General features: G+C 41.7%; 17 protein-coding genes. All 17 read right to left on the reverse strand.

Features of this window, described 5'->3' with window-relative positions; genetic code table 11:
• Positions 1–652: distal tail protein Dit (locus G6554_RS21425; protein WP_207627713.1), on the reverse strand; the 652-nt coding region annotated here is incomplete at its 3' end.
• Positions 653–654: 2 nt separating this feature from the next.
• Positions 655–3,210 (reverse strand): tape measure protein, encoded by a 2,556-nt coding sequence (locus G6554_RS21430; RefSeq protein ID WP_166245659.1) that lies wholly within the window; start codon positions 3,208–3,210, stop codon positions 655–657.
• Between the two features lie 344 nt (positions 3,211–3,554).
• Complete coding sequence (locus G6554_RS21435; protein ID WP_166245660.1) at positions 3,555–4,034, reverse strand: hypothetical protein; 480 nt, start codon at positions 4,032–4,034, stop codon at positions 3,555–3,557.
• 7 nt (positions 4,035–4,041) lie between these two features.
• Positions 4,042–4,845 carry a hypothetical protein gene (locus G6554_RS21440; RefSeq protein WP_166245662.1) on the reverse strand — a complete coding sequence of 268 codons (804 nt, stop codon included), beginning with the start codon at positions 4,843–4,845 and terminating at the stop codon, positions 4,042–4,044.
• Positions 4,845–5,057 carry a hypothetical protein gene (locus G6554_RS21445; protein ID WP_166245664.1) on the reverse strand — a complete coding sequence of 71 codons (213 nt, stop codon included), beginning with the start codon at positions 5,055–5,057 and terminating at the stop codon, positions 4,845–4,847. The genes G6554_RS21440 and G6554_RS21445 overlap by 1 nt, the downstream gene beginning before the upstream one ends.
• A 13-nt stretch (positions 5,058–5,070) precedes the next feature.
• On the reverse strand, positions 5,071–5,424 hold the full coding sequence (locus G6554_RS21450) for a hypothetical protein (protein WP_166245666.1): 354 nt from the start codon (positions 5,422–5,424) through the stop codon (positions 5,071–5,073).
• A gap of 6 nt (positions 5,425–5,430) precedes the next feature.
• On the reverse strand, positions 5,431–5,841 hold the full coding sequence (locus tag G6554_RS21455) for an HK97 gp10 family phage protein (protein WP_166245668.1): 411 nt from the start codon (positions 5,839–5,841) through the stop codon (positions 5,431–5,433).
• Positions 5,842–6,204: a hypothetical protein gene (locus tag G6554_RS21460; protein WP_166245670.1), complete on the reverse strand. Its 363-nt coding sequence runs from the start codon at positions 6,202–6,204 to the stop codon at positions 5,842–5,844.
• On the reverse strand, positions 6,201–6,617 hold the full coding sequence (locus G6554_RS21465; RefSeq protein ID WP_166245672.1) for a head-tail connector protein: 417 nt from the start codon (positions 6,615–6,617) through the stop codon (positions 6,201–6,203). The genes G6554_RS21460 and G6554_RS21465 overlap by 4 nt, the downstream gene beginning before the upstream one ends.
• Position 6,618: 1 nt before the next feature.
• Entirely contained in the window at positions 6,619–6,834 is a 216-nt protein-coding gene (locus tag G6554_RS21470) for a hypothetical protein (RefSeq protein ID WP_166245674.1), read from the reverse strand.
• 13 nt (positions 6,835–6,847) lie between these two features.
• Entirely contained in the window at positions 6,848–7,939 is a 1,092-nt protein-coding gene (locus G6554_RS21475; RefSeq protein WP_166245676.1) for a phage major capsid protein, read from the reverse strand.
• 14 nt (positions 7,940–7,953) lie between these two features.
• Positions 7,954–8,343, reverse strand: coding sequence for a hypothetical protein (locus tag G6554_RS21480; protein ID WP_166245678.1), 390 nt, complete (start codon positions 8,341–8,343; stop codon positions 7,954–7,956).
• Complete coding sequence (locus G6554_RS21485) at positions 8,343–9,548, reverse strand: HK97 family phage prohead protease (protein ID WP_166245680.1); 1,206 nt, start codon at positions 9,546–9,548, stop codon at positions 8,343–8,345. The genes G6554_RS21480 and G6554_RS21485 overlap by 1 nt, the downstream gene beginning before the upstream one ends.
• 30 nt (positions 9,549–9,578) lie before the next feature.
• Entirely contained in the window at positions 9,579–9,800 is a 222-nt protein-coding gene (locus G6554_RS21490; protein ID WP_166245682.1) for a hypothetical protein, read from the reverse strand.
• A 5-nt stretch (positions 9,801–9,805) separates the two neighbouring features.
• The gene (locus G6554_RS21495; protein WP_166245684.1) at positions 9,806–12,079 is read right to left on the reverse strand and encodes a phage minor head protein; all 2,274 of its coding nucleotides are present in this window, start codon (positions 12,077–12,079) and stop codon (positions 9,806–9,808) included.
• The gene (gene terL / locus G6554_RS21500; protein WP_166245686.1) at positions 12,076–13,509 is read right to left on the reverse strand and encodes a phage terminase large subunit; all 1,434 of its coding nucleotides are present in this window, start codon (positions 13,507–13,509) and stop codon (positions 12,076–12,078) included. The genes G6554_RS21495 and terL overlap by 4 nt, the downstream gene beginning before the upstream one ends.
• Complete coding sequence (locus G6554_RS21505) at positions 13,490–13,954, reverse strand: terminase small subunit (RefSeq protein ID WP_166245688.1); 465 nt, start codon at positions 13,952–13,954, stop codon at positions 13,490–13,492. The genes terL and G6554_RS21505 overlap by 20 nt, the downstream gene beginning before the upstream one ends.
• Positions 13,955–13,993 lie beyond the last annotated feature (39 nt).

The following is a 13,993-nucleotide window of genomic DNA, read 5'->3' on the forward strand; positions in this document are numbered from 1 at the left end:
TACCATCACTATTTATCACACCTACATCAACAGGAAAGGTAGTTGGTGCCCATCCAACCGTGGATGATAATGGGTCATTCAAAATAGTTGTAACAGGGTCGAATGTGGAATTATCAGCACTAGGTATTTGCCCTAACCGCATATAGGCGTCATCTGTGACCACGTCGATATAAGTGCTCGGCTTGATGACGTTTAGCGTAAATATAGGTGGGGTTTCTACCGTGCCATTGTTGGCGATGGTTGCCATGCCGTTTAGGATGTCTGCTGGTTTTTCTGACCCGTACTTGTAAGGATCCGGGCAAATAAAATTAAAAGAACCTTTACCTGTATTTACAAACTCATTGAGATTTAGCCCACCATCCACCATTGCATAATAAGTTCGGTCCGGTTCAGCAGAGAAAATGAGTTCTGCCACGGATTCAGTAATTAACCATGCTGCTAAATCCTCTTTGATTTTGTCTAATTTCATAGTTTTATTTGCTTTGACCCTAATATAAACAGGAATAATTATAGGTTCAGTATCTGTACTTTCATGATAAGCCCCAGGGTGACCTAAGATAGTTCTAAGATTTCGTTTGATTGGTGCCCAGGCAGGCCGTATGGTTCCGCGGGCAACTTCTAAATAATCTCTACTTTCCCCATTAAACAGCATCACTACGGCCTCCCTTTAAATATTTTATTGCTGTCTGAATCCATTTGTTGAAATTCAGTTGTATGTTTATATGTTCCTCTAGCAACTTCTCTACCATCCAATTCAGTATAATTATGAATAGTAATCTCTAAAGGAACACTGCCGACGGTACCATTTACCGGTGATAAACCAGACAGTTGATTTATATTTGGTATTTTACTAGCATTCAAATTAGGAACTGATGCATCAGCAAGTTTCTGAGACATCTTCAAAATCCCGGATAGTGAATTATCCATACCATCAACCATACCCGCACCAAGCATTTCACCTATCCACATGGTTACTCGTGAGGGAGAATGGATATCTAGAACATTTTTCAGTTTTTCTTTCAGTCCTTCACCTAGATCTTTAACTTTCCCCCAAACCTTCCCAAACATGGACCCGATACCATCAATGAAACCCTGTACTACGTTAGTACCCATGCTATAAAGATCAATTCCGCTGACTGTTCCAACAATCTTATCCTTCATTTCTATAAATTTTCCAGGGATAGATTTAATCCAATCAATCACGCCGTTATACATATCTTCTATCTTATTAACAGCTGCATCTTTAGCTTCAGAAAATCCAGTAGAAACCTTAGTTTTCGTATTATCTACATGACCGACTACTTTGTCATACATAGACTTGAACCAGTTAATTACCCCATTATAAAGAGCAACAGCAGTATTAATGACAAAATCTTTTCCTGATGAAAATCCTGACTTAATTCCTTCCCAGAGTAAAATAGCCACTTTGAGGACGGTTGATTTTAGTAATTCCCAGTAATTAATAAATTGATTTTTAAATGCCGTTATGATTCCGAGTAAGGCTAATTTCACACCCTCAAAATCTCCAGTAAGCAGTGCAAAAAATCCGGTTACGATCGAAAGAACTAGCAATTTCAAATTCTGCCACGAATTTACGAAAAAAGTAATAAACGGGCTCAAAATTTGCATGATAAACGCAAAAAATATTTGGGCTCCTGAAGAAATGCTACTCCACAATTCAGAAAATAAAGCAACACCCTTATCCTTCATTTCAGTGAACCATTGAACAACACTCGCAACCCATTGAGGCAGGGTGGTAGTAAACCAATTTATGACCGCAAAAAATCCCTCTTTAAGGGAAGCCCATAATTTATCTACAAAATTACGGAATGTTTCTGATTTCTTGTAAGCAGCATATAACGCAACACCCAGCCCTACAAGAATAGCAATAATTAATATAATTGGATTTGCAGCCATGGTAACGTTTAGTTTTAAAAATCCAGCCCTTAACCCCGCGAGTGCACCCTTCAACCCACCACCTGCTGTAGCAGATGCAATCGTAGCTTCGGTCCAGGCAATTTGCAAAGCAATACCAATTTTTTTAGCCTTGTTCCAAAGTTCCTCAGCTTTTGCTACTACGTCCACTAGGAAATGATAAGTAGCTGTTGCCGCTGTTATCCCTTCTACTATGGGGATAAAACCTTCCCACTCAGTAAACCCTTTTGCTACCCCTGTAACTCCCTCCAAAATCCCTGGAAGATTATCGGCAGCTCCTTCGATAGCGGCCCCTGCGATTAACCCCAAATCCTGCAACAATGGAAATATATTAATTATTATTTCTTTTACATTTTCAACGGTAGGCATTAAATCTGTAATGAATTGTTTTGCTTTATTGAAGTACGAGTAAATCTTAGTAAAAAAAACTTCAATCTTAACAGCAGTATTTGCACCAAATGCTTGGGTTAAAGTATCTCTTGCCCCTAACCAATCGCCTTGAATAGTTTGAGTAAATGCGCCTATCACAGGGAGAACAGATTGTAACCCTTGTTTTAACTTTTCAAAAATGGGTTTAGAAACTTCACGACCCATTGTCGCAATGGAATCTTTTACATTGGAAATCATCCCGTCGAATGTTTTCGACTGAATTTCCATACCGCCCTTAAATCGATCATCCATTAGGGCAAATAAGGCATCATTAAAAGCTTGCATGTCCGTTATTTGCCCTTTGGCATTTACGACTTCCTTCTTCCCCATTTCAGCGGCTTTATCGATTAACATTTGCTTTGTTATACCGAACTCTTTCAAACGTTCCAATTCACCTGTTTGCGCATCAGCTACAGCTTCTACCGCCTGCATGAGAGGTTTACCCATCACGGCTGCCATGTTACCTGTTGACTTCATGACATCCTGAGCTTTCATACCATAAGCCGAGAGACGAGTTGTAGCTTCGACAATGTCTGGGATTTCAAATGGTGTTTCAGCGGCAAATTTTTGAGCCCACGCTAAGGTTTCCGTCGCCTTTTCACTAGATTTCAAAACAGTCGTAAGGGTGTTTTGATATTGTTCCATGGAAGCATTTGCCCCAATGGTTCCTTCATATGCCGCATTCATTCCTGCTTTGATACGGTCAAATATAGCAAAAGCACCTAGTACCCTTGCTGCCGTATCAGCAGATTTCTTTAGAAAACCAAAAAATCCACCGACTTTGGCTCTGGCGTTAGAATCATCGGCAGTAATCTCAATGTTGGCCCCGCCAACTGTATTGGACACTATATCTCCTCCTTTCCTCCAAAATAAAAAGCCTGAACCCTATTTGGATTCAGACTCCTTCCACCATGTATCCGTTTTGTAATTAGAATTTTCCATTTCCGTATTTTCGCCGCTCAATGCCTTTTCAAATTCAGGAGGAAGTAAATCTCCAAGCGCTTGTCCTTTTGAAAAAATACCCTCAAGAAGAATTGATATAGATTGTACTTGGCCAATGATGTTTTGCCGTTGCTTTTCCCATTGTTCCTTTTGAGCCTGTCTCGCTTTGCGAAATAGCCATTGAGGAGAATGATCAAGTACATATTCCTCTGTATATCGAAAATGGGAGGATACTAGTTCAATGCTGTTTACGAGTTTGTCAAGAAACTCTCCCCACTGTCTGTACGGATCCCTCGGTTCTTGTTGAAGAGACTCTTCAGGTCCGGAAGTTCCACTTTGAATAGCTTCTTCGCCAGACTCCGGACCAACATAAAAGCCTTTTCTATATTAACCTGATCTACATAAAGTTCAATTACTTCAAGGGTGATTACTGGATCCAGAGACAATGCTTGATCATCTTCGATTTCAAGAAGGATTGATAGTAAATGGACGACTTTTTCCTCTGGCAATTCAATTAAAATGGTGATGAACTTTTCGCTGTCAGATAGCTCCTGACTTCCGATAATACCCTGATATTGTTCATAAAGCTTCATCCCATCAATGCCAAGGAATTTTGCAATTTTAATAAGCTTAAGGTTATTTAACCTTGGGACCACTAGGGTACCACCCTCTACCATAGTTACTTTACCAAGTGGTCCAATATCTAAAGAGTTTAATTTTTGCTCCATTGATTAATTACCTCGTTTCCTCAATTTCGTAGTACACATTTTCGATTTCGTCCACTCCATCAACGGGGAACGCTTTTAACTTGAGAGGCAATAATCGCTTCTCTTTGGAATAACCCTGTGTTTTCTCATCACCAGAGATTTGGCATTTTCGGTAAATGGCCATGTAAAGAGAGCCATCTTTCTTTTGGCTAATTAAGCCAATCATGATCATTGGTAAATTACTTGTTGTACCATAACCAATTCTTTTCGTCCCTAAAGCCGTTACTGGGGAAACTGATGCCCCGGAAGCTGCTGCTGTCTTTACTGGCTCAGCAAGATAGATCGAGTTTCCGGAAATCGAGCCAATTTTTAATACTTCATTACCAATTTTTAAATACTTACCAGCTAAAAAACCCGTAGCACTTGTCACCGCAATAATTGTCGCACCAACAACTAATGCGCCTGTTGTGGTTGTCGCTGTACCAAGAGTGGGAGCAGTTTCTATGATAGGTCCCCCAATTAAAGCAAGCTGCCTATTCTCCAATGTATTTTCGGCCAATTGAGTCTCTATTGAGTGTTCCCAGCTGGTAATATCAGAGTCTACAGGTCCCTTCACCTGATCCACTTCGAAATCCTCTGTCTCGAAGCTACGGGATGTTGAAATCCCTTCGTTTGTTGCTCCTAAGTCTTTCCAAGGAGCCTTTAATTCATAGGTTGCTAAGTCCATTACATCTGCGATTGCAGCTGGGACCGTCGTTCCGAATGGAGACCAAACCAATCGACCGGGACCACCCACTATATTTTGTGAATTTGTTTTAAATAAATCCGGCATTAACTTTTCACCTCTCTAAATTTCCAAGTAGTGTTTTCAACAAGCTCTTTAGCTTCTTCTTTTGAGATTTCATCGCCTACGACAAGTACTTGTCCTTTATACATGTCAAAGATTTCATCTTTACGTTGCAATCTAAAAATGAGGGCACCGTTGTTTTGATCAACAGGGCCCTCGCAAATAATCTTTTTTGGTTCCTTTTTTAATTTAGGCAAATAAATCAGCCTCCTATGCTTCTAAATGTTCTAACCTCATATAGCACCAGGCTTCAGGTTTCTGAGTGTCTTGATCAACATCAGGCATGGGATTAGCCTCCCTTTCACACCAAACTACCTGTAACCCAGCAATGCTACTTGCATAACGCTCTAAAAGATTCATAGCACCAATTAGTCCACCCATAGCCTCGTAATCTTTGTCAGCACGGTAGATTAGTTGAATACGAGTATAATCAGTACCCCCTGAATTACGAACAAGCAAAGCGGGCAATTTGGCATTTGTAGGAAAGGTATTTCCAAAGACATTAACACCTCGTAAAGAGAAAAAATTTATAACCGGAGGGATAGGATCCTTGTAATCAATCATTGTTTATCAGCCTCCGAATAAGGTCCGCTTTATTTGCTCTTGACCTACCTTTTTAATCCGCTTTTCTGATGAATCCAGTGCCCTGCCCATAATGTTAAAATGCTTTTCTAGATGGCCGGCATACGCTACATTTGAGCCGATTTTTAATGTGGTTTTAGAGCCCCTATCTGAGACATCATTAATCACATCAGATGAAGTAGCCGGAGAGCCGGTTACATATCCGATAGAATTTACATATAAACCAGTATCAATATGATCATCCTGTGTCGTAATCTCTTTAGCCTCATCGGCCCAAACCATCCCTGCAGCTTCCACTGCTTTTTTACGAGCCTCTTGGAGCTTGTGAGGTAACTTGCTTTTGAAATAACTCATTGCCTTTGCATCGATTTTCATTTGTACCTTAACACCATCGGCCATTTAATCACCCGCCTTTTTCAGTGTGACCTCATAGTGGTGAAGTCGAATGCGACCATGTATTGGATTAATATTATCCACCTTAAAGATTCCAGATAGGACTGAATTTCCATCCTTATCGACAATATCCTTAATAGTCATGGCGTCATTTATTTGTTCTGAAGCGGACAAAAAGAGGACATTTTCAACAATTATGTCCACCCCGTTTGAATCATTGCTCATTCTTCTTTTTATCTGATCAATTCGGCAATGGACATTAGGTGTAGGGACATCTTCAATAATGTCCCGATTGTACGCATCCTTTCCCACTACCTGTCCTGGGTTAATTAAAGTACAGCGATGGATTAAAAGGCGTTCTAATCTCATCCCTGTTCACATCCTGATGGCCCTGAAACAGCAAAAAAGGAAATGCCCGTTACCGGCTGCACCTTCAATGAATCAATAATGCTATCAAGTTCAGGAATGCCGGTTGATTCACCAGGTTGAACCTTTTTGGCAGTATACGAATAAGACCCGATTTTCTCACTATCAATCGGGCTAAGTGAATCCTCTTTAACATCTGGATTATCTTGATACCAGAGATATTCCACCAGTAATATGGTAGCAGTGCGGAGATCAGCAAGCATATCAGGATCCGTTTCATCACGAAACTTTCTGCCGGCAGCACGATGCAACCAGCTTTCCGACCGCTCGATATAACCAGTTATTTTTTCATCCGTTAATGCAGCAACTTCCGGGAAGGAGGTCCTGTCTTTAACTTCTTGAGTATTAGCGTACATGCTACTCCACCTCGACAATAAATCCAGCCTTAATGTAAGCCAGCAAGAAATCAGATGGATTTTCAGGTAATTCCTTTTCTTGTTCCCCAGCCAAAGTAAAAGAGAGATCCGCATATTGTGTTTTGGGATCTCTCATTTTATACTTCTTCTTTTTGCCTTCTTGCTTTTCTTCAGATAGTTCAGGTTCCTCTTTCAAATTCTCCTGTTTTTTAGCCACAATTCTGACCTCCTTATCGAGCAGTATCAAGCGTTAGAATCATACGAGCATTCGGATCAAAAGGAATGAAATCAGATGTCACAGTGGCATACGAGCCTTCTACCTGTGTTTTTACATTGCGGTCATTCTCAACTGAAAACGGCTTGTACTGGTATTCAGCCAGGGCGAAATTAGTATCTACGAGCATAATGCGATTGTCCGGAAGTTCCTCTGATATGAACGGTGCCATACGAAGGACATTCGGCATTTCCCCATTTTTTAATTCATTTAAGAAGATTAGTTGGCCGTTATCCTCCTTTTGGGTAGCCCACTTTTCAGCAGTTTTCAGATTCATGATAGTCCGATTGTACGTAAAACCATATTTTTGATTAGCATATTGAGTTGCATACCAAATATCGGACAATTTCCAATCGTTCGCTGTTTTTACTCCGAGCGTTGGAGCAGCATCGGTACCGTCCTTAAAATATCCATTGAGCAATCGCTGGATAGCCAGCTTTTCATCTGTACGGCCCATTTGCATGCCGCGCTTACGTAAATGGAGTGCCAGCATATCAATCTTCATCGATTTTGCTTCATCGGTAATTTCGATACCGCCACCGCGTTTATAAACAAAAATAGTATGATCAGTATCCAACTTAATTGTAACGACCGGGATTGGTGCACCTTGACCAACGAAACTTAAATCAAGATCATCATTATCTTTGTTTTCGAGCGTGTAATATTGGTAAGACATTTGGTCCATAGAAATGGTTTTAGCTACTAACTGATCGGCTCGACCTGCAGCAAGATATCCCTCACGGAAACCATCTTCCAAAACCGCATTGAACAATGGCTTTGTATTGTCATTTTCATAAAGCGCACGGACTTGAAGCGTGTCCACTTCCCTAATACCTAGAGATCGAATAGCATCCTTAAGAGTAACGCCTTGAGAGTCAAGATAAGAACGGAAAGTAGCAGAGCTGTTTTTCTTGAGTAAGTCCTCTGCTTGTCCTGCAATGCGACCATCTTTTTGAGCTGATTCTCTCATCGCGGTTGTTAAATCTGAACCGTTTTTTAACTCAATAATTTCTCCACGGCTGTTTTTAATTTTGCCTGTAAATTTCATGATTTCCCCTCCTGTTATGGTAGTAGAACTTCTACTGTTTTTTTGCTATCGTTAACCAACGCCACAAACGTACCGTTTGCAGCCCCTGCCTTTTTTACCCCGCCTGCTCCGTTTGCAACAACAGGATCACCCACAGCGATTGCACCTGTATAAGGGATTTCATCATTGCGGGAAAATCCATATACATGAACTCCTAATGGTGCATCTGGGTTTGTTACCGTATGCTTTGCGATTAATTGAATAGCATCGCCATCAGCACATTTCACAGCATGATAAGCTCCGGTATTTGCTAATTTTAACGGTGCCCCTCCTTTGACAGGTGCGGCTACTGTAGCGTCTTGCACAAATACAGTTAACGATAAACCATAGTTATCCGGGACGATTCCACCACGTTTGTTCAACATTATTTACCCTCTCCTTTGAAATTTTCTGAGACAATAATTTCTTCATCCTCTATTCCTTGGCCACGTGTACCAGGATCGATTGGATTTGTTTGGCGCCCTGGTGTAAATCGTTGTGCAGCTAAGTCACCATATGACTTAATTTCTTCCTTAACGAAATCAAGGTCAGCCGCACGAACCAGCATTGAACGATACTTTTCCGAATCAAAGCCATCACCTTGCGCTTTTACTCTTGCTTGCACAGCTTGGTCAATCAGATCAGCAGCATACTGACGGCCCTGCTCTGCCTCTGTCTTTAATTGCTTAACACCTTCTACGGTGGCCGCATCCCCGAGCTCATTTCGAAGCTGAACATCCTCCGGTTGGCGAAAGACTTCACCTTCTGTAGATAAAGCATCATAAACCGAGCGTCTTTCGATTTTTCCTTCTTTTAAAGCCGTTCTGATTTGTTCTAATAGATTCATTTCAGATCTTTCCTCCTTTTTTGGCATAAAAATAGAGCGTTTCCCATCATCCAAACGGACCTGGAATCTACGCTCTAATCGCTGTACTTTTTCTAATGCTAGTTCACCTTGTGAAACATATTCCCGCGCTTTATCGATGTATGCTCCGGGGCAAGCACCTTTGTAAACAGTTGATACTTCCCTTAGTCTGGCATCCACTATCCATGCAAAGGATATACGTCCCTGTTCGTCTTCTAAGCCAGGAATATGCGGACATTCCCAATCCCACAAATCACGGCCACAGGATCCACAACGATATGATTCGTCAGTAAAACCTACGGACATATCCCGTATAATCCCCGCTTTAATTGCTCGAATGGTATCATCTGTATGGTTGCCGTTTATGGTCAATCCCCTCATGAGGTACCAATGACCGCGGACAGAATTAAACGTATTAGCGTCTTCACCGGCTGGAATAAGAATTCCATCGTAAGAACGTCCGTATGGGTTAATACGGACATTGTGCCCTTCCTGTAAAGCGACCCCGTTTTTAAGGTCATCCGCATAATTTCGAAGTGTAGTAATTGGATCCATCCGGGTAAAATACGAATCTAGTGAATCATTTGAGCATACCCCCGAAAAAGTGAATATTTCATCCGAAGTAACTGGCTCCAATGTATGCCGGTTAATAAGGTCAAGGTTTACATCTTGGCCATTATCAACTGTTACCCTCACAGGCAAATGAAGGACCGTTGCCTCTCCCAATTCATTTCACCTCCTTCCAGCTATTTAAAGCTATTTAATAGCACTCATGGCTTTCATCTGCAATTTCTCGTTAAATTCATTTAATTGTTCTGGAGTAAAATGAAAATCCTCTGCTAAAACAGTAAGAGCAGAGGTAACGAGTATGGCAGCCATATTTTGTTGGTGATTCTGTACATATTTAGGTAAATCACTCAGCCGGTTGGGACCATTTTTTTCTAGCCTATTCGCCTGACGTCTTTGTGCTCGATTCATGATAATCACCCTTTCAATTTATCTTCTTCGCCTTGGAGGATCCTCTTATACCAGCATCGGCACTGAACTGTGTTTGAAGCTGTGGCTCCTAAAGAATGGTCACCTGGGAACAACAATTCCTCTTTAACACCTGAACCATTCTCAACAGAAAACGCCCCATCAAACTTAACAATTTGGCCATCAGCAGCTCGATGCCCAGCTCGCGTTCGGTCTTGTTTAGCGGATTTCCACTCTTTGCCGATCACCATTCCGGATTGCATATCGCCATGATACTGGCCAGCCCTGCCGGCATTTAATACTTCTGTTCGGGCTATTCGGGTTGCACGCCCCTCACTAAAGGTAAACGAGTCCTGTAAAGCTTCTACACATTTATCGATGGAGTATTTCCCATCGTACACCACATCCCACAGAGCCATAATTACGTCACGGTCTGTAGTGCCCTGAATTAATTCGGCGGAATCATTTGCCCTATTGGTCAACCAGCGCATTAAAGTTTCATCCTTGGTGTTAAAATCTATGCTAGATTCCAATTCCACTAGGGTTGCTTCCCCGGCAATTTGCGCTGCCTGTTCAATCCAATCCAGCCCCTCATCATTCCATAGAGCCATTTGTTCCTCTTGCCCTTTTAAAATATTAACCTTTACCCATTCTTCAAATTCTGCATCAGGCTCCGGCTTCTCATCACGAGTAATGGACCGTACTGAATTAATAGATACGAGCATTCTACTTGGTAATTCCGGGGCGACTTTTACATTTTCAATGTATTGGTCCCTTTGGTCTTTTAGCAACGAAAAAAAGGCATCTCGTGCTCTTGTGGTGAGTACAGCTAAATCACTTGCATAGGGAGTATCTAATTCTTTGACATACTCATCTTCCTCGTCGTCTGTCCGTGTCTTTGGAGCCCGTTTAACCTGCATTCGTCTACTGCGGCCGACTGGAGGCGTTGCGGGAACAGAGTTATTAATCGGTTCCCCAACAGCGTCATGACCAACCATGTCATTGGCAGCTTCGTTGTTGTCAATCCAACCCTGGTTAATCTGCATGATTTTAGTTTCTGTTTCGGTCTTTTCAGCCGTTGCTTCTGCCTGCCGATCAGTGGTACGGATTTTATTAAAAGTGACTCGAGCACGACTTTGCTTACCCTGGATTTGCAGGGCGAGGTTATAAGCCTTTTCCAAAATACGCTTGGTGCCGCGTTGAATTGACTCAATACCAGCTACATAGATTTGCCACTGGATGGTCCCATGGGTTTCCGTACTGCCCTCGTTACGACCGAGAAGGATGGGAAGTTGCTTAAGGGCAGAAACAACTTGCTGATTAATGACATCAATAATTTTGGTGACATCCATTGATTTCCCGTTTGTACCACCTGCCATTTCGACCTTTACCGAATCAGGATGAATGAAGTTATCATCCGGTTTCAAGCCTTTGAATGCCGCTTCAATATCCTTAATATAATTCATTACAAATTCCCTGACCGCAGTCTCACCCTGTGCAGCAATGGAAGGAGGGATGTTCTTCAGTATTGCTTCCTCCATGATAGAAATATCAAATCTAGCATGCCCTTGATGATGGGCTACTGCCTTCAAATCCTTTAATACTTCCACTTGAAAAAAGACAATCTGCAAAACTGGTAAAATAGGGCTCCGTCCGTATGGATCACCAATGTCAGGGTCAATTGGGAAATAGAATACTTGCTCTTGATTCAGTACTTTATAGGTGCCGTCAGGTTGCTTCTGAACAAGTTCAATTTCCCCAGTATCCTTGTCCTTTTTGAAATCAAGGGAGGAAGGGTCCACGGCGTGGAAATCCACTACATCATTTAAACCTTCGTTTAGCTCGACTTCTAACGCAATGGCTCCCTGTGTATAGCCTGTCAGGTTGAGAACATTAATAAGTTGATCAGTTCCGCCGGCGTACAGCTTCCCCACTCGGGATGCAAGTGAATTAAGATAATCAAGTCCTTGCTTATCGTTAGTGCCGGTCGGCTTCAGACACTCCAATTCATGGCCTTGGTTTGATAAACGCAAAAAATTCCAGATTGCTAAGGAAGCATCCGGATTAATATCTCGAATTAATCGAAGAGAATCCATGATATTCTTGGAACGCAGGTGGTCCCTACGTATTAGTCCGTCATACCAAGCAAATTGTTTCACCCATCGATCACGGGTCTGTCGCCCTGAATCGATTCTGTTATTAACCGATTGCCTTACGCCAGTGAAATATTTTTTTACTTGCCTTTGTGCTCGCCAATTATAAAAACGGTCAATTATATTCAATCTTTCACCCCCTTCATATTCCAACCTGATAGACTAGGCATTGCAATTCTAGTGAATTCCTTAGGTTGATTAAATCGAATAATAGCTTGTGTAAATCCATCTACTTGGTCATCATTTGCTCCATTAGGGAACGCTGCTGCTTCTTCAACAAAATCATTAATCCAGGGAGCTATCGTGGGATCTGGTAAATAAACATTCCCCGCTTCTACATCAGGAGATGCAGCTGTAGCGCGGACAACTTTGCCGCCTTCTGGATTAACAGGGATTAGTCCAGGAATTTCATTGGAAAGCATCTGTATAACTGCTGGTCCATTTGCTTTATCTTCTACGAGCTTTGCATACGCCAAAGGATATGCAGCCGTAAGATTTCTAATTGCTTGTATGGTCGCAGGCAAATTCATCTGACCGCGTACTTGTGCGATTAAATATTTGTCAGCGCCTAATCGGCCCCATACTTGTCCAACAACATAATCGCTATCCTTATTATCCTTAAACGTGCAATCCCAGCTCTGAATCATCTCATCAAATCGTGAGGGAAGGACCTTATAATATTTCCACCATGAACGATTAAAGATATTACCATCAGATGGTGAAGGTTGTTGCTGGAATAAGGATGCCCAGGTGCGGGAGCCCACTTCTCGTTTCTTTTCCTCTGCCCATTTCTCATCAAAACCCAATTCAGGACAAAGAGCTTCCCCGATTTCACGGTTTAATAAATCGTCTTCTTCTTCAGCAATTGCAGGGAGGCGTAACCGCGACCAATTACGGGGGCTATGTTTTAATAATCGCCCAATAATATCATCCTCGTGCCATCTGGTCATAATCACTATTACACTTGCACCATCATGTAAACGGGTAGATAATGTGGATTCCCATTCATTCCATACCTTTTGACGGATTGTGTCTGAATTGGCTTCCTCCGCGTTTTTATATGGGTCATCAATAATTAATAGGTCTGCACCTTTACCAGTAATGGATCCTCCTATACCAGTTGCCACCATGCCCCCGTTTTTTCCTTCAATGGACCAATCATTATTAGCCTTATTTGCATTGGATAAATCCACTTTAAATAACTGGGGTGCAAATTCATTGACCTTATCCCGGTTCTTACGACCAAACGACCTTGCTAAACTATCAGAATAAGAGGCTACAATTACTCGCTTTTCAGGATTTTTTCCAATGTAAAAAGACGGGAACGTTTCCGTCACCGTCATTGACTTACCGTGCCGCGGGGGCATTTCAATCATAATATACCTTTGCTCACCATCAGCAACACGTTGCAGTTCCTTGCACACCAATTCAGTGTGCCTAAAATGCCGATATTTATTATGGTGTACATACTCTACATAGTCACGATAATACCTTCTCGATAGTTCTTCCTTTGCTAATTGGGCTATTGCTTGACGTTGATCAACTGTCAGAGTTCGCAAGTTTCCTCAACTCCTCAACAGTCAAGCTTGTAAGATCGATTGTATGGTCAACGCCACCACTGTGTTGGATGCCCTGCTTATCTTCCCAACCAAAATTATTTTTTAAATTAAAAATGACCCCAGCTGCGATTTTCGGCTTATAAAGGGCTTCCTCTGCATAGGCTTCAATTTTTACCTTCGCGTTTTTTATCGTGTCATAAAATTCATCTCTTTGCTCATAATTAATCAGGCCTTGCCTAGTTGTACCAAGGAATGAAGCTAGCCCAGTGATTGTAAATGGCTTTACTTGATGTTTAACCACTTCTCCATTACGATCTAATATCGGCCTCCATATATCATCATATTCAATCCATTGTTCTTCAAAACACGATTCAAAATACTCATCAATTTTTTTTTGAAGCGCCTTAACCGATCTAAATTTTAATGGTCTTCCAGCATTGCTCATTACATCCTCACCGCCTCCAAAATAAAAAGCACCCCGAGG

It is taken from the genome of Bacillus sp. MM2020_4, assembly GCF_011250555.1.
In the GTDB taxonomy this organism is placed as follows: Bacteria; Bacillota; Bacilli; order Bacillales; family Cytobacillaceae; genus Neobacillus.